Origin of the sequence: Acidovorax sp. LjRoot117, assembly GCF_964252695.1 — a bacterium.
Taxonomy (GTDB): Bacteria; Pseudomonadota; Gammaproteobacteria; order Burkholderiales; family Burkholderiaceae_C; genus Acidovorax.
The window spans coordinates 100620-117010 of the sequence record NZ_CAXUPO020000016.1 but is presented as its reverse complement, the minus strand read 5'-3'; the positions used below and the strand labels follow the sequence as shown (position 1 = coordinate 117010).

Annotated in this window: 15 protein-coding genes; 3 read left to right on the top strand and 12 right to left on the bottom strand. The window is 67.5% G+C overall.

Going from position 1 to position 16391, the window contains the following annotated elements:
• Nucleotides 1–121: 121 nt before the first annotated feature.
• From ACSQ3D_RS25950 to ACSQ3D_RS25925, 6 genes are all read right to left on the bottom strand, one after another.
• On the bottom strand, nucleotides 122–1852 hold the full coding sequence (locus tag ACSQ3D_RS25950; RefSeq protein WP_396504930.1) for an ABC transporter substrate-binding protein: 1731 nt from the start codon (nucleotides 1850–1852) through the stop codon (nucleotides 122–124).
• Nucleotides 1853–1963: 111 nt separating this feature from the next.
• Nucleotides 1964–2272, bottom strand: coding sequence for a DUF2160 domain-containing protein (locus ACSQ3D_RS25945; protein ID WP_056172550.1), 309 nt, complete (start codon nucleotides 2270–2272; stop codon nucleotides 1964–1966).
• 149 nt (nucleotides 2273–2421) lie between these two features.
• A complete protein-coding gene (locus ACSQ3D_RS25940; protein WP_056420338.1) occupies nucleotides 2422–3234 on the bottom strand; it encodes a carbohydrate ABC transporter permease in 813 nt (270 codons plus the stop codon).
• The gene (locus ACSQ3D_RS25935) at nucleotides 3227–4123 is read right to left on the bottom strand and encodes a carbohydrate ABC transporter permease (protein WP_056420339.1); all 897 of its coding nucleotides are present in this window, start codon (nucleotides 4121–4123) and stop codon (nucleotides 3227–3229) included. Before ACSQ3D_RS25935 ends, ACSQ3D_RS25940 begins: the two co-directional genes overlap by 8 nt.
• A 58-nt stretch (nucleotides 4124–4181) precedes the next feature.
• Nucleotides 4182–5273, bottom strand: coding sequence for an ABC transporter ATP-binding protein (locus ACSQ3D_RS25930; RefSeq protein WP_436128749.1), 1092 nt, complete (start codon nucleotides 5271–5273; stop codon nucleotides 4182–4184).
• Nucleotide 5274: 1 nt separating this feature from the next.
• On the bottom strand, nucleotides 5275–6363 hold the full coding sequence (locus ACSQ3D_RS25925) for an ABC transporter ATP-binding protein (RefSeq protein ID WP_436128748.1): 1089 nt from the start codon (nucleotides 6361–6363) through the stop codon (nucleotides 5275–5277).
• Nucleotides 6364–6575: 212 nt separating this feature from the next.
• On the opposite strand from ACSQ3D_RS25925, the gene ACSQ3D_RS25920 reads away from it, so the two are divergent.
• The 3 genes from ACSQ3D_RS25920 to proC all read left to right on the top strand — a co-directional run bounded on the left by ACSQ3D_RS25920 (nucleotide 6576) and on the right by proC (nucleotide 10016).
• A complete protein-coding gene (locus tag ACSQ3D_RS25920) occupies nucleotides 6576–7340 on the top strand; it encodes a DeoR/GlpR family DNA-binding transcription regulator (protein ID WP_056172538.1) in 765 nt (254 codons plus the stop codon).
• A 166-nt stretch (nucleotides 7341–7506) separates the two neighbouring features.
• Nucleotides 7507–9000 (top strand): glycerol kinase GlpK, encoded by a 1494-nt coding sequence (gene glpK, locus ACSQ3D_RS25915; RefSeq protein ID WP_436128747.1) that lies wholly within the window; start codon nucleotides 7507–7509, stop codon nucleotides 8998–9000.
• 164 nt (nucleotides 9001–9164) lie between these two features.
• The gene (gene proC, locus ACSQ3D_RS25910) at nucleotides 9165–10016 is read left to right on the top strand and encodes a pyrroline-5-carboxylate reductase (RefSeq protein ID WP_436128746.1); all 852 of its coding nucleotides are present in this window, start codon (nucleotides 9165–9167) and stop codon (nucleotides 10014–10016) included.
• A gap of 196 nt (nucleotides 10017–10212) precedes the next feature.
• Here the strand turns inward: proC and ACSQ3D_RS25905 are convergent, their stop codons facing one another.
• The 6 genes from ACSQ3D_RS25905 to ubiA all read right to left on the bottom strand — a co-directional run bounded on the left by ACSQ3D_RS25905 (nucleotide 10213) and on the right by ubiA (nucleotide 16181).
• Nucleotides 10213–11172 carry a hypothetical protein gene (locus tag ACSQ3D_RS25905; protein WP_235504097.1) on the bottom strand — a complete coding sequence of 320 codons (960 nt, stop codon included), beginning with the start codon at nucleotides 11170–11172 and terminating at the stop codon, nucleotides 10213–10215.
• A 312-nt stretch (nucleotides 11173–11484) separates the two neighbouring features.
• Nucleotides 11485–12237 (bottom strand): VWA domain-containing protein, encoded by a 753-nt coding sequence (locus ACSQ3D_RS25900; RefSeq protein WP_436128745.1) that lies wholly within the window; start codon nucleotides 12235–12237, stop codon nucleotides 11485–11487.
• Nucleotides 12238–12255: 18 nt separating this feature from the next.
• Nucleotides 12256–13308 carry a hypothetical protein gene (locus ACSQ3D_RS25895; RefSeq protein WP_436128744.1) on the bottom strand — a complete coding sequence of 351 codons (1053 nt, stop codon included), beginning with the start codon at nucleotides 13306–13308 and terminating at the stop codon, nucleotides 12256–12258.
• A gap of 53 nt (nucleotides 13309–13361) precedes the next feature.
• Complete coding sequence (locus tag ACSQ3D_RS25890; protein WP_056420365.1) at nucleotides 13362–13973, bottom strand: TerD family protein; 612 nt, start codon at nucleotides 13971–13973, stop codon at nucleotides 13362–13364.
• A gap of 47 nt (nucleotides 13974–14020) precedes the next feature.
• Nucleotides 14021–15253, bottom strand: coding sequence for a hypothetical protein (locus ACSQ3D_RS25885; RefSeq protein WP_436128743.1), 1233 nt, complete (start codon nucleotides 15251–15253; stop codon nucleotides 14021–14023).
• 52 nt (nucleotides 15254–15305) lie between these two features.
• Nucleotides 15306–16181, bottom strand: a complete 876-nt coding sequence (gene ubiA, locus ACSQ3D_RS25880; RefSeq protein ID WP_056420371.1) for a 4-hydroxybenzoate octaprenyltransferase — start codon at nucleotides 16179–16181, stop codon at nucleotides 15306–15308.
• Nucleotides 16182–16391: the final 210 nt, after the last annotated feature.

Sequence of the window (16391 nt, the reverse complement as noted above, 5' to 3'; positions counted from 1 at the left end):
CACCGCGGGGGCGGCCGGAATGCTCCCGCGCCAGTAAAAAGGGCAGCCGGGGGCCTTGTGGGCTCCGGCTGCCGGTGAAGACCGCCGCACTGCAGCGCAGTGCGGCGGCAGGAGAGCCGGATCAGCGGGCCTTGCCGTCCTTCCAGGCCTGCAGCAGCTTGTCGTAGGCGATGGTTTCGCCCTTGGGCTTTTCGTTCGCCAGCTTCTTCCAGGGGGCCTGCTTGTCGCTCAGCCACTTGTTGGGGTCACCCTTGGGGTTGAGCTTGGGCGCGCAATGGGCCATGCCCGCGCGCTCCAGGCGTGCCATCACCTGGTCCATCTCGTCGGCCAGCGTGTCCATGGCGCCCTGGGGCGTCTTTTCACCCGTGACGGCCTGGGCCACGTTCTTCCACCACAGCTGGGCCAGCTTGGGGTAGTCGGGCACGTTGGTGCCGGTGGGCGACCATGCCACGCGGGCGGGGCTGCGGTAGAACTCCACCAGGCCACCCAGCTTGGGGGCGGCGTCGGTCATGGCCTTGGACTGGATGTCGGACTCGCGGATCGGGGTCAGGCCCACCAGGGTCTTCTTGAGCGAGGTGGTCTTGGCCGTCACGAACTGGGCGTACAGCCAGGCAGCGGCCGTCTTGTTGGCGTCATGGCCATTGAAGAACGACCACGAACCCACGTCCTGGTAGCCGTTTTGCATGCCCTGCTTCCAGTACGGGCCGTTCGGGCCGGGGGCCATGCGCCACTTGGGCGTGCCGTCGGCATTCACCACGGGCAGGCCGGGCTTGACCATGTCGGCCGTGAAGGCGGTGTACCAGAAGATCTGCTGCGCGATCTGGCCCTGGGCGGGCACGGGGCCGGCTTCGCCGAAGGTCATGCCCGTGGCTTCCTTGGGCGCGTACTTCTTCATCCAGTCCACGTACTTGGTCAGCGCGTAGACGGCTGCGGGCGAGTTGGTCGCGCCGCCGCGGGCCACCGAGGCGCCCACCGGGGTGCACTTGTCGTCGGCCACGCGGATGCCCCACTCGTCGATCGGCAGGCCGTTGGGGGCGCCGATGTCGGCCGTGCCGGCCATGGACAGCCAGGCATCCGTGAAGCGCCAGCCGAGGGACGGGTCCTTCTTGCCGTAGTCCATGTGGCCGTAGATGGCCTTGCCGTCGATGTTCTTCACGTCGTTGGTGAAGAACTCGGCGATGTCCTCATACGCGCTCCAGTTGAGCGGCACGCCCAGGTCGTAGCCGTACTTGGCCTTGAACTTGTCCTTGATGTCCTTGCGGTCGAACAGGTCGGCGCGGAACCAGTACAGGTTGGCGAACTGCTGGTCGGGCAGCTGGTAGAGCTTGCCGTCGGGCGCCGTGGTGAACTTGGTGCCGATGAAGTCCTTGAGATCCAGGCCCGGGTTGGTCCATTCCTTGCCCGTACCGGCCATGTAGTCGGTCAGGTTCATCATCTTGCCGTAGCGGTAGTGCGTGCCGATCAGGTCCGAGTCCGAGATCCAGCCGTCATAGATCGACTTGCCGGACTGCATCGAGGTCTGCAGCTTCTCGACCACGTCGCCTTCCTGGATCAGGTCGTGCTTGACCTTGATGCCGGTGATTTCCTCGAACGCCTTGGCCAGCGTCTTGGATTCGTACTCGTGGGTGGTGATGGTCTCGGACACCACCGAGATTTCCTTCACGCCCTTGGCCTGCAGCTTCTTGGCGGCTTCGATGAACCACTTCATCTCGGCCATCTGCTGGTCTTTGCTCAGCGTGGACGGCTGGAACTCGCTGTCGATCCATTTCTTGGCTTCCGCCTCACCCGCCAGGGCGGACTGCCCCGTCATGACCGCCACTGCCAGTGCCAGCGCTGTGTACCGCGTCTTCATAGTGCCTGTCTCCTCATAGTCATCTCCCCTTTGGATGCAAGGGTCGCGCAGCTCCGGGGAAGGGTTGAGCCGCGCAACGGGAATCTACGGATGGGTGGCCGTGTCGGCGGCTCAGCCCTTGCGCAGGATCAGCGCCAGCAGCGCCATCGACAGCACGAAGCTGATCCACACCGACGGTTCGGCCGACAGGCTGAACCACTGGACAAGCTTGCCGCTGATGCCGACAAAGATCAGGTTCACGTAGGCCGCCGACAGCAGCCCGATGAAGAGCCGGTCGCCACGCGTGGTTTCCAGGGGCAAAAAGCCCTTGCGCATCGACGTGGGCGACTTGAGCTCCCACACCGTCATGCCCACCAGCATCAGCACGATGCATGTAAAGAACACCGCCACGGGCAGCGTCCAGGCCATCCAGTCAAACATGGGTACCCCCCTGAGCGCCTGCGGCGCTTCCCCCCAGGGGAACGCAGCGGGTGGCCGGGCGAAGCCCGTTCCACCGCTGCTGCTGGTCTGGGGCAGCCTGCGCACTCTGCGGCGAATTGGTGTGGTTCATCGTTTTGCTCCCTCTCTCGTCAAACGCGGCCCATCGCGAAGCCCTTGGCGATGTAGTGGCGCACGAACCAGATCACGATGGCGCCGGGCACGATGGTCAGCACGCCGGCGGCGGCGAGCGTCGCCCAGTCCATGCCGCTGGCGCTCACGGTGCGCGTCATGGTGGCCACGATGGGCTTGGCGTTCACGCTGGTCAGCGTGCGGGCCAGCAGCAACTCCACCCAGCTGAACATGAAGCAGAAGAACGCCGCCACGCCCACGCCGGCCTTGATCAGCGGCAGGAACACCGTCATGAAGAAGCGCGGAAAGCTGTAGCCGTCGATGTACGCCGTCTCGTCGATCTCGCGCGGAATGCCGCTCATGAAGCCCTCCAGGATCCACACCGCCAGCGGCACGTTGAACAACAGGTGCGCCAGGGCCACGGCCAGGTGCGTGTCCATGAGCCCTACCGTGGTGTACAGCTGAAAGAACGGCAGCAGAAACACCGCGGGCGGCGTCATGCGGTTGGTCAGCAGCCAGAAGAACACATGCTTGTCGCCCAGGAACTGGTAGCGGCTGAAGGCGTACGCCGCGGGCAGCGCCACGGTGAGCGAGATCACCGTGTTGATGGCCACGTAGATCAGGCTGTTGATGTAGCCCGAGTACCAGGACTCGTCGGTGAAGATGGTCTTGTAGTTGTCCCAGGTGAAGTGCTGCGGGAAGAACGAAAACGTCGAGAGGATCTCCGCGTTCGTCTTGAAGCTCATGTTGACCATCCAGTAGATGGGCAGCACCGCGAACGCCAGATACAGGACCAGGAAGACCGATCGCTTCTGAAAGCGCTTTTCATTCATGGCCGGCTCCTTCGTTGCTGGCGGTGCCCACGCGCTGCATCCAGTTGTAGAGGATGAAGCACAGCAGCAGGATGATGAAGAAATAGATCAGCGAGAACGCTGCCGCAGGCCCCAGGTCGAACTGGCCCACGGCCTTGGTCGTGAGGTACTGGCTCAGGAACGTGGTCGCATTGCCCGGCCCGCCGCCCGTCAGCACGAAGGGCTCGGTGTAGATCATGAAGCTGTCCATGAAGCGCAGCAGCACCGCGATCATGAGCACGCCCCGCATCTTGGGCAGCTGGATGTAGCGGAACACCGCGAACTTGCTCGCGCCGTCGATGCGCGCGGCCTGGTAGTACGCATCCGGTATGGAGCGCAGACCGGCAAAGGCCAGCAGCGCCACCAGCGGCGTCCAGTGCCACACGTCCATCAGCAGCACGGTGAGCCAGGCGTGGGTGGCGTTGCCGGTGTAGCTGTACTCGATGCCCGCCTGTTGCAGCAGGCGACCCATGAGCCCGATGTCGGCACGGCCATAGATCTGCCAGATGGTGCCCACCACGTTCCACGGGATCAGCAGCGACAGGGCCACCACCACCAGCACGGCGGACGACTTCCAGCCCTGCGCGGGCATGGACAGCGCCAGCATGATGCCCAGCGGAATCTCCACCGCCAGCACCGCCAGCGAGAAGGTCAGCTGGCGCAGCAGCGCGGCGTGCAGCTCTTCGTCGCGCATCACCTGCACGAACCACTCCGTGCCCACGAACACGCGGCGCTCGGGCGAGATGATGTCCTGCACCGAGTAGTTCACCACCGTCATCAGCGGCAGGATGGCCGAGAAGGCCACGCACAAGATCACCGGCAGGATCAGGAACCAGGCCTTCTGGTTCACGGGTTTGGTGGTATTGCTCATTGGAAACCTCCGCGCTGCGCACTGCGGTGCTGAGCGCCTTCGGGCGGCCGGGCGGCGCTCATGGGGCGACCTCCGCGGTCAGCAGCTGTTCGTTCTGATAGAAGCAAGTGTGTGCACCCAGCACCTGCAGCCACACTGCGTCGCCGGCCGATGGCAGCCGGGCCTCTGGCGCAAAGCGCGCCTTGAGCGTGTGCTCGCCCACCTTGGCGGTCAGCATCAGGTAGGTGCCGATGTCCTGCACCTGCACCACGGTGCAGGGCAGCGCGCCGGCCTGCTGCGGCTGGGCCAGTGCCAGGTACTCGGGCCGTATGCCCACTTGCAAGGCGCCTTCGGGCAGCGTGCGGCCCGCAGCGCCCGCCAGGGCGTGCCCGGCCACCGACAGGTTGGCGCCGTCGCTGTGCGCCGGCAGAAAATTCATGCCCGGCGAGCCGATGAAATGGCCCACGAACACGTGCGCAGGCCGCTCGAACAGCGCATCGGCCGAGCCCACCTGCACCGCCTTGCCGCGCGTCATCACCACCACCTGGTCGGCGAAGGTGAGCGCCTCGACCTGGTCGTGCGTCACGTAGATCAGCGTGAGCTTGAGCTCGTGGTGGATCTGCTTGAGCTTGCGGCGCAGCTGCCACTTGAGGTGCGGGTCTATCACCGTGAGCGGCTCGTCGAACAGCACGGCCGCCACGTCCGCACGCACCAGGCCGCGGCCCAGGGAGATCTTCTGCTTGGCGTCCGCCGCGAGGCCCGCCGCGCGCTGGTTGAGCTGGCCGCTCATCTCCAGCATCTCGGCGATCGCGCCCACGCGCTGCTTGATCTGCGCCTCGGGCACCTTGCGGTTGCGCAGCGGAAAAGCCAGGTTCTCAGCCACCGTCATGGTGTCGTAGATCACGGGGAACTGGAACACCTGGGCGATGTTGCGCTCCTGGGGGCTCGCGCGCGTCACGTCGCGGCCGTCGAACAGCACCTTGCCGTGCGAGGGAACGAGCAGCCCCGACATGATGTTGAGCATGGTGGTCTTGCCGCAGCCCGAGGGGCCCAGCAGCGCGTAGGCGCCGCCGTCGTCGAACTCCATCTTCAAAGGCATCAGCGCGTAGTCGCTGTCCTGCTGCGGGTTGGGCTTGTACGAATGCGCCAGGTCCAGACTGATGCGTGCCATGTCAGCGGCCTCCTTGTGCGAGGTGCCGCGCAGGCGCCCAGACCAGCCGGCCGTCGGCACCGAACACGTAGACCTGCGCAGGGTCCAGGTGCAGGGTGACGGCCGCGCCCAATTCAAAGTAATGCACGCCGGTGAGCTGCGCCACCAGGTCGCCCCAGGGCGTGGACACGTGCACGAAGGTGTCGGAACCCGAGATTTCGGCCAGCTCCACCACACCGCTCACACCCACATCGCCGGGCCGGGCCTGCACACGCAGTGCACTGGCCCGCACGCCGACCGTGAGGCCATCGGCTGTCAAGCCTTGCTGCGGCAGCGGCACGGCGAACTGGGCACCGCCCTGCAGGCGCACGCCCTGGGCCGTGGCCGATGCGGCCATGAGGTTCATCGGCGGGTCGCTGAAGGCACGGGCCACGCGCAGCGAGTTGGGCGCGTGGAACACCTCGGCCGTGGGGCCGTACTGCAGCAACTCGCCCTCGTCCAGCACCGCGGTGTAGCCGCCCAGCAGCAGCGCCTCGCCCGGCTCGGTGGTGGCGTAGACCACGGTGGACTGGCCGGCGGCGAACAGCTGGGTAAGCTCTTCGCGCAACTCCTCGCGCAGCTTGTAGTCCAGGTTGACCAGGGGTTCGTCCAGCAGCATCAGCGGCGCGCCCTTGGCCAGGGCCCGCGCCAGCGCCACGCGCTGCTGCTGGCCGCCCGACAGCTCGGCCGGGTAACGGTCGAGGAACATGTCGATGTGCAGGCGGGTCGCGATTTCGCGCACCCGGGCGTCGATATTCTTTTCGCCGCGCAGCTTGAGCGGCGAGGCGATGTTGGCCGCGACCTTCATCGACGGGTAGTTGATGAACTGCTGGTAGACCATGGCGACATTGCGCTCGCGCACCGGGGTGCCGGTCACGTCCACGCCATCGACCGTCACGCGGCCGGCAGTGGGCGTATCCAGCCCCGCCATGATGCGCATCAGGCTCGTCTTGCCCGCCTGGGTAGCGCCCAGCAGCACCGTGACGGCGCCGCTGTGCAGCGCCAGGCTCATGTCATGGAGCCAGGTCTGCGGTCCTACCTTCTTGCTGATGCTGTCCAGTGCCAGCTGCATCCCGCAACCTTTCTGTTGTTGTTGCCCGAAGGGCGTTTGTTCTATGGAAACCCTGCGCTGCTGCGCTGCCGGGCACCAGCCACAGCAAACCCTCTCGGTTTCGATTGCGTTCATTTTTGTTCTTTTGTGATCGTATTGAATCAAGGTTTACCCTTAACAGGTTCCTTTTTGTTCGATTTAAAGTACCAGCACACTCTGACTGCCCCCACCGCGTGAATACGAACCCCCGACAACTGCTGCTCCTCGAAGAAGTCCGCGCGCGCAAGTCCGCCACCGTGGAACAACTGGCCGACACCCTGGGCGTGACGCTGCAGACGGTGCGCCGCGACGTGCAGCGCCTGGCCGAATCGGGCCTGCTCACGCGCTTTCATGGCGGCGTGCGCGTGCCCAGCTCCACCGTGGAGAACCTGGCCCACACCCAGCGCGAAACATTGCACGCCGAAGGCAAGGCGCGCATCGCGCGCGCCGTGGCAAGCCAGGTGCCCAACGACTGCTCCCTGATCCTGAACATCGGCACCACCACCGAAGCCATCGCCAAGGCGCTGCTGCACCACCGCGGCCTGCGCGTGATCACCAACAACCTGAACGTGGCGGCCATCCTGAGCGGCAACCCCGAGTGCGAGGTCATCGTGGCCGGCGGCGTGGTGCGCACCCGCGACCGCGGCATCGTGGGCGAGGCGGCGGTGGACTTCATCCGCCAGTTCCGGGTGGACATCGCGCTCATCGGCATCTCGGGCGTGGAGCCCGACGGCTCGCTGCGCGACTTCGACTACCGCGAGGTGAAGGTGGCGCAGACCATCATTGCCCAGTCGCGCGAGGTCTGGCTGGCGGCCGACCAGAGCAAGTTCAACCGCCCGGCCATGGTGCAACTGGCCACGCTGAACCAGATCGACCGCCTGTTCACCGACGCGCCGCCGCCGGAGCCGTTTCCGGCTCTGCTGCAGGATGCTGAGGTACTTTGCACGGTCGCGGCCTGACCCGGTCTCACCCATTGCTTTCAACCCAGCAACCAACCGTTCACGCTGAGCCTGTCGAAGCGCTGCGCAAGGCTTCGGCAGGCTCAGTCCGAACGGTCTTCATGAGTTGAACGCAAGCCCCGCCACCCCTTTGCGGCAGTGCGCTGCTGACTTATCCTTGCCCGCCATGACCTACCTGCTCGCACTCGACCAAGGCACCTCCAGCTCCCGCAGCATCGTCTTCGACGAAGGCGGCCACATCGTGGCGCAGGCCCAGGTGGAGCTGCCGCAGATCTACCCGCAGCCCGGCTGGGTGGAACACGACCCGCTGGAGATCTGGCGCACGCAACTGGCCACCGCGCGGGACGCGCTGGCCAAGGCGGGCATCGCGGCCGACGCCGTGCGCGCCGTGGGCATCACCAACCAGCGCGAGACCACGGTGCTGTGGAACCGCCAAACCGGCAAGCCCGTGCACCACGCCATCGTGTGGCAGGACCGCCGCGCCGAACCGGCCTGCGCGCAACTGCGCGAACAGGGCCACGCGGGCACCATCCAGGCCAAGACCGGCCTGCTCGTCGATGCGTACTTCTCGGGCACCAAGCTGCAGTGGCTGCTGGACCACGTGCCCGGCGCGCGCGACGCGGCCGAGCGCGGCGAGCTGGCCTTCGGCACCGTGGACAGCTGGCTGATCTGGCAGCTCACCCACGGCCAGGTGCATGTGACGGACGTGAGCAACGCTTCGCGCACCATGCTGTTCAACGTGCACACCAACCAGTGGGACGACGAGCTGCTGGCGCTGCTGCGCATCCCCAGATCGCTGATGCCGCAGGTGCAGCCATCGAGCTCACACTTCGGCGATATCGCACCCGACTTGCTGGGCCACGGCATCCGCATCGGTGGCGTGGCGGGCGACCAGCAAAGCGCGCTGTTCGGCCAGGCGTGCTTCACGGCGGGCATGGCCAAGAACACCTACGGCACGGGCTGCTTCATGCTGATGCACACCGGCCACAAGTTCCAAACGAGCCAGAACGGACTGCTCACCACCAGTGCAGCGCAGGCATCCGCAACGCCCGAGTTCGCGATGGAAGGCAGCGTCTTCGTCGGCGGCGCCGTGGTGCAGTGGCTGCGCGACGGCCTGCGCGCCATTCCCTCGAGCAGCGAGGTGCAGTCCCTGGCCGAGAGCGTGCCCGACTCGGGCGGCGTGATGATGGTGCCCGCCTTCACCGGCCTGGGCGCCCCGTACTGGAAGCCCGAGGCGCGCGGCACCATCACCGGCCTCACCCGCGGCACCACCATCGCCCACATCGCCCGCGCGGCGCTGGAGAGCATCGCCTACCAGAGCGCCGCCCTGCTGCAGGGCATGAGCCGCGACGCCACCGCCGCAGGCGGCGCGCCGGTGAGCGAGCTGCGCGTGGACGGCGGCGCCTGCGTGAACGACTTGCTGATGCAGTTCCAGGCCGATCTGCTGGGCATACCGGTGGTGCGCCCTGCCGTCATCGAGACCACGGCGCTGGGTGCCGCATACCTGGCGGGCCTGTCCTGCGGGGTCTACAGCAGCACAGCGGAGCTGTCGAAGCTGTGGCGCGCCGACCGGCGCTTCGTGCCCACGCTGGGCAATGCCCGCGCGCAAGAACTGATGGCGAAGTGGGAGCACGCGGTGCGGCAGACGACCGCTGAATGAGCCCGGAACATCGCCCTGCTCAGCAATACTACAAAAACAATAGCAAACTATGAGACAGGGCAAGCGGTAGCGCCCCATTTGGCTAAAACCTGCAGGGTGCAGCCGGGCGGGCGCTACCATCATCGCCCCAGTTGTCGCCACCTTGCAGCCACATTGCTACCACCATGAGCCTGAACACCGCCGCGTCCTCCCCCTCCTCCACCGCCCTGCCCACCATCGCATTCATCGGCGGCGGCAACATGGCCAGCGCCATCATCGGCGGGCTGATCCGCCAGGGCCACCCGGTCGGCCAGATCGAGGTGGTGGAGCCCTTCGAGCCCACGCGCGCGGCGCTGCTGCAGAACTACGGGCTCACCGCGCAGCCTGCATCGGACCCGGCCCTGCAGCGCGCCAGCATCGTGGTGTGGGCCGTCAAGCCGCAGACCTTCAAGGACGCCGCAGGCGAGGCCAAGGCCCACACGCAGAGTGCCCTGCACCTGAGCGTGGCCGCCGGCATCCGCTCGGACAGCATCGCCCAGTGGCTCTCCAGCGAGCGCATCGTGCGCACCATGCCCAACACGCCCGCGCTGGTGGGCAAAGGCATGAGCGCGCTGTACGCCCGCGCCGCCGTCAGTGCCGACGAGCGCGCCCAGGTCGAAGCCATCATGGCCTCCACCGGCGAGTTCCTGTGGGTCGATAACGAAAAGCAGCTCGACGCCGTCACCGCCCTGTCGGGTTCGGGCCCTGCCTACGTCTTTTACTTCCTCGAAGCCATGACCCGCGCCGGCACCGCCATGGGCCTGAGCGAAGCGCAGGCCCACCAGCTGGCCGTGGGCACCTTCGTCGGTGCGTCAGAGCTCGCCCGCCGGTCCGACGAGCCCCCGGCCGTGCTGCGCCAGCGCGTCACCTCCAAGGGCGGCACCACCTATGCGGCGCTGCAGTCGATGGAAGCGGCTGGCGTCGGCCCCGCGTTCGAGCGCGCGATGGAAGCCGCCCGCCAGCGGGCGGACGAGCTGGGCAACGAGTTCGGCGGCTGAGCGCAGGGGCGGCAGGCGCTGCCGCCTGGCTCCCAAGCCGGGACTGATACCTTCAGCTTTCATCCATACGAGACCGTTCACGCTGAGCCTGTCGAAGCGCTGCGCAAGGCTTCGACAAGCCTGTCCTGAGCACGTCGAAGGGCTCAGCCCGAACGGTGTCGGGTATGGATGAGTAAAAACGAACCCGCGTGAAGCCTCAGTAGCCGGCCTGGGCCTGCGGGCACTTGGCCTTGCTCGCAGGCTTGATCTCCACCGCCTGCAGATTGGCGTCCAGCATCCAGGCGCTGGCCCGCTTGCGCGTCACCTGCTGGCCCTTGCCCACGCTGCTGACGTTGATGGCCACCGCCTTGTCGGCCTTGCCGTAGCGGCACTCCACCTCGAACTCCAGCCCTTCCTTGGCCGTGACGGGCGGCAGCGGAACCTGCACCAGCTGGAGCGGCGGCTTGGCCATGTCTGCGGCGGACAGGCGGTCGTACGCGGTGCCGACATCGATCACAAAACCGGCGGCGGTGAAATGCTCGAGCCCCGGGCCGGCCGCAGCGCCGGGCGCGGGCTGGGCCCAGAACCGGGCGCTTTTGCCTCCGGCCACGGTGTCGGACGACAGCTGGGTCCACTGCTGGCTCAGCGCCTTGCGCGACGGCAGGCCCGCGCTGGGTGCCGCCGGTGCGCCGGCGGCACCCGGGGTTGCGGGCGCCGCAGCAGGGGCCGCAGCCATGGCAGGCGCCGCGGCAGGCGGTGCGCTGCGGGCCGGGCCTGCCTTGGCCACTGGTGCCGAGGCTTCCTCGCCCTGGTAAGCGTATTTGCCATCGAACGGCACATCGCCCCAGGCGCTGGCGCAGGCCTCCACCCGCATCTGCATGCCGCCGGCGGCACGTTTCAAGGTCATGGTGCAGCGGCCTTCGCTGAAGGTCCAGCCGCCCGGCGCATCGGCCAGCCTGCCTTCGCCCGAGCCACTGCGCAGGTTGCCGGGTTTGCCTTTTTCAGCCACCTCCAGCGTGAATTTGCCGTTGGGCTTGACGGTGAGCAGGCGTTCGAAGCTGCCGTCGCTCGCCTCGTACACCCCGGCCTTGGGGTAAGGGCTGTAGTCCGCCGCGAGCACTGGCGCGACAAGGCACGACAGGGCCGCACCGGCCGACAGGAAACGCAGAGCGCGCAAAGTGTGTGTTTTATTCTTCATGCAAGCCTGGAGTCTTTGGAGTGACACGCCGCAGGCACAGGCCCGCAGCGCAGAGATTCACCACCCCTTGGCCGCCAGGCATTTGAGCGCCTGGTTCCTCGCCTTCGGGTGGCGGGGCCTGAACCGGCCCGGGCCAGATTCTCAGGAGCGCCCAGGCCCTGAGCCAGCCCTGTCACAACTCTTACAACCCCGTCGGCCGGGATGCAACACTTTCCACCGCGGCGACCCAGCGTGGTCGTCAGTCCGCAGGCCCTCGCACACCGGCCCGCGCGCCCAGGGGGCATCGGCCGCTCAGGCGCGGCCGCCCTTCAGCCAGGCCACCAGTTCGTCGCTGATGAGCGCCTGGTTGATGGCGTCGTCCGGCTGCTTCACCCAGCTGCGCACCTGGTTGACGGCGGTGAAGCCCACGTTGCCGAACTGGTCGCCCAGGCGCTCGATGTACGGAAACTTCGCCGACTGGTTGCTCACCCCCAGGAAGTGGAAGTACACGCCATCACCCCGGGCTTGCGAGGCCTTGAGCAGCGCGGTGGTCTTGGCTTCGTCGGAGCTTTCGCCGTCGGTCACGAAGAAGATCAGCGTCTGGCGCGGCGCGACGGCGGGCGCCGCGGCAGCGCTGGCGCCCAGCAGCCTGGCGAAGAAGCCTTGGGGCCGGGCCGCAGCGGGCGCCCAGCCAAAGTCGGCCAGCACGCGCTCCAGCACGTACGAATAGTCGGTGCCGCCCTGGTAGCCCGGGCAGCCGATGATTTCGCGCTGCACGTAGCCCGCGTAGTTGCGGGCGCTCACGTCGGCCGCGTGGTGCACGTTGCGGGGGCCGTTGGAGAAGGTGTAGACCTCCATCTTCTGGTCGGGGTCGAACAGCGCAGCCCAGGGGATCAGCCGCGTGAGCAGGTCGTTGGTGACGCCCTGGCGGTGTTCATCGTCGAAGGACCCGGACACGTCCATCACGAAGGCGACGTCCACCTGGGGTGGGTCGCTCACGCCCGCTTTGGCCAGGTTCAGCACGAGGGTTTGCTGCGATTTGTTCAGGTCCAGGGTCAACGCCATGTGGTGGGGTCCGTGAAGTCAGGAGATGTGAAGCAGGCCCAGAAGGCCTTGCAGCTGTTGGGCGAGCGCGTAGCGCTCGGTGTCGTTCAATGGGCGCGACTGGGTGGCTAGCGTCACCTTTTCCATCCAGGCGGGCAAGGCCATCAGTACGGTGTCCTGAATGCGGTGGATCAATGCGTCCAGGTGGTGCTGGCTGCCCTGGCGCAGCACCATGCCGCTGTGGATGTGCAGCACCGTCTGCGCCAGCGCGCTGGCGCGTTGCACCAGAGCGTAGGCGCGCGGGTCGGCGTCGGTGCCCGGCCCGGCGCTCATCGCATCGGCCAGGTAGTGCGCCGCCAGGCTCAGCGCATCGAGCCGCAGCGCCAAGGGGGCAAGCTCGCCCGAGATGGCTTGCAGCTCGGCCTGCAGCGTGCGCAAGGCCGGCAAGGCCTGCGACAGGTGCTGCCGCAGCTGCGCGAGCTCGCCCTGGCTGGCTTGCAGCACCTGGCCGGGTCCGGCATCGCTCTTCCAAAAGCGCAACGAGGATTTGGCGGGGGCCTGCCATTTTTCGGCCACCGCCCCCAGCAGGGCGTGCAGCCGGGCCATGTGGCGCAGGCTGGCCTGCAGCGTGTCGGAATGGATGATCTGCAAGGACGCATCGACCAGCGCGCCATAGTGGCGCTGCGCCTCGTCGCCCCAGCGCGCGGCCTGCGCTGCGCTCAAGGTATCGATGACCGTGTCCTGCAGCAGGCGCTCGGCCTGCTGCAGCACTTCGGGCCGCGCGCCGGGAAACCGCTCGGACAACTGGCGCAGGCTGACATCCACCCCCCGCCGGATGGTGCCGGGCACCACCGAAGGCGGCGCCCTGCGGCCCACGGCGGCACTGCCTGGCGGGGACACGACGGTGGTGGGCGCTGCGGAGAGCCCCCCCGGTGCAGGCATTGCCGGCGCTGCAGCGGGTGCGCCGGGTGCGCCGGACGCGATCACCGTGGCGCGCAGCACGCGGCCGCCGCCCGCATCCTGCGGCCCCTGGGCAGACGGGGCGCCGGGTGGCGGGGTGGCGGGCGTGTGGGTGATGACCTTGGGCTTCATCCAGTGCAGGCAACGCGGCGGTGGCGGGCCTGGCGAGGGCCGCTCACGGCATGTCAGGAAAAGTGCGACAGGATGAAGTTGAAATCGCCGTTGAAGCCGCTGCCCGCGGCCAGGTAGTGCCAACCGCTGCCTTCCAGCAGCAGGCTGCCCATCTGCACGGCATTGAAGGGGCCGAACTCATTGGACAGCAGGTACTCGCCCAGCACCAGCCCCTGGTCGTTCTTGATGCGGATGCCGGCATTCTTCACCGACGAGAAATTGGCCGCCCCGGCAGCGTGGATGGTCACGAAGATCGGGATCTCGTTCACGCCGGCCGGGATCTTGCTGCCGTCGATGGACAGGGTTTCGTCCACGTCCAGGTTCACGCCCGTGCGCGCGTCGCCCGAATGGGTGATGCCGCCTTCCGGGGTGGAGAACGAGCCGTCGGCGTGCGTGGTCAGCACGCCTTGGGGGTTGGTCTTCTTGGCGTTGTAGGTGCTCAGCACCTGGTCGAAGCTGGTCACCTTGGCACCGCCGCCGCCATTGGTAGCGAGCAGCGCGTGGGTGTCCAGGTCGTGCGCAGAGTCCCAGTACAGCTCCACGGTGAAGCGCGCGGGCTTGGCGAGGTTCAGCGACAGTTTGGGGGCGGCGTCGCCGGGCTTGGAGAGTTTGAGTTCGAGGGCCATGTCGGGTTTTTGGACGTTGGATCTGTTGAAGGATCAGCTGCGCCGGGTCAATACTTCAGGGGCTGGTCGGGGCGCAGCTGCTGGCCCACGGCCAGCATGTCCTGGCGGGCCTGGGCGAACATCTCGCGGGCCTGCGCGAATTTCTGCTGGTTGTCGGCGCGGGCCTGCTCCACCACGCCCACCAGTTGGGCGGTATCGGCGACGATCGCCTGCAGCTGCTGCGCCTGGGCCAGGCGGTTGTCGCCCGGGGCGTTGGCGGCCTTGGTCACCACGTCCTTCATCAGCACCGAGCGCACACCCGCAAGGTTCTGGTCCAGCGCCGCGCCGTGGTCGGCCAGCTGCTGTACCGACTGGGTGACCAGCGCGCCGTGCAGGGTCAGCAGCGTCATCTTGATGCTGGCGAAGCGGCTCGATGCGGTGGTGGTGGTCTCTTGCAGCGTGGCGATGGCGGCGTTCTGCAGCTGGCGGATCACGAGCTGGTCGGCCGGCAGGCGGCTCAGCGTGCCCTCCAGCGCCAGCGCGCGCGACTCCAGCGCCTGCAGCTTGTCCTTGAGCTCGCTCAGGCGCACGGATGCTTGCGCATCGCCCGGCTGCACGGCCTGCTCCGCCTGCGCCACCAGCTCGCGCGAGCGCACCAGGAACACGGACAGGAAGGCCACCACCACGGCGAAGTCGCTGTAGCGGCCCCGGTAGGCGTCCTTGAGCTGCTCCAGCGCGCGGATCTCGCCGTCGAGCTTTTGCTGCTCCTGGCGCAGTTCGACATCCATCTTCTGCACCACGTCGACCAGCGTCTTCGTTTTGCCCTGGGCCAGGCGGCGGGTTTCCTCCCACACGGCGGCCAGCGCCTTGGCCGCCGCGGCCTTGCTGAACAGGCCGCCGATGCGCGAGAGCAGGCTGGGCTCGGGGTGGGTGATCTTGCGGGCCAGGGCCGGCAGGTCTTCCTTGTCGACCGCCTCCTTGAGGCTGGCGATGAGCTTGAAGATCTTCGGGTCGCTGCCCTGGTCGATGCGCGCCAGAAAGCCGTCGAGCGTGCGGTGCAGGGCCGTCTCGATGTCCGCCCCCAGCGTGACGACCTCGCGGGTGGGCATGGCCAGAAAGTCCACCTGCGACAGGCTTTGCTGCACCTGTTGCTGCTGCTCGGCATTCAGGGCGACGGGAAAGTGGGCGGGGAGCACCAGCGCTCCGGTGGCATCTGGCCCGGTCGCGGGCCAGGCCGCGGCAGCCTGCGGTACCACCGCGTTGCCGCCAATCACAGTCGCAGTCAAGGGAGAGGTGGCCATGCGTATCTCATGTTGGATCTGGGGACAGGGGGATGGATCGGCGGACGCCAGTTTACTGGCGCACCAGGTAGCTGCCCGCGATGCCTGCAAACACCGTGGCGCCCAGCCAGTGGTTCACCCGAAAGGCCTTGAAGCAGCCCTCGCGGGTGCGGTGGCGGATCAGGCTCCAGTGCCAGGCCACCTGGGCGAGCGCGGCGGCGATTGCTATATAAAAAATAGCACCTAGCGCATACGGGGCCAGCGCCAGGACCCAAATAGCCAGGAAAGCCAGGTAGAAGGCCACGATCGCCGGCACATCCCGTCGGCCCAGGGTGATGGCCGATGTCTTGATGCCGATCTTGAGGTCGTCGTCGCGATCGACCATGGCGTATTCGGTGTCGTAGGCCAGCACCCAGCACAGGTTGCCCAGCCACATCCACCATGCCACGGCGGGCACGGTGCCCTGCACGGCGGCGAAAGCGATCACGATGCCGAAGTTGAAGGCGATGCCCAGCACCGCCTGCGGCATGGAGATGATGCGCTTGGTGAACGGGTAGGCGATGGCCACCAGCAGCGCGGGCACCGACCAGGCAATGGCCGCCGCGTTGGTGGTGAGCACCAGGCCGAACGCCAGCAGCGCCAGCACGGCGCCCAGCCCCAGCGCCTCCTTCACCGACACGGCACCGGTGGTCACGGGGCGCTGCGCGGTGCGCTTGACGTGCTTGTCGAAGTCGCGGTCGGCCACATCGTTCACGCAGCAGCCAGCGCTGCGCATGAGGATGGTGCCCAGCACGAACACCGCCAGCAGGTGCCAGCCCGGAAAGCCGTCGGCCGCGATCCACAACGCGGACAGCGTGGGCCACAGGCACACCAGCCAGCCGGCGGGGCGGTCCCAGCGGATGAGGTCGAGGTACAGGGCGAAGCGGCTGCGGGGGGCGACGGTGGACATGCGGCAGGCAGATGCGAAAGAATGGGCTGGAACGCGGCACCAGGCGGCACAGCGGGGGCACAACGGGGGCAGGATCAGCCTGCCGGGGGCGCGGGCTGTGCGAATGTAGCAGCCGGCTGGCCGGCCGCACCCGGGTCCGGGCCTGAGCGGTGAGCGCCGATTGGCCGCACCCCGGCAGGGCTCTCCCTGTAACAAGCGTTGCAAACCCGG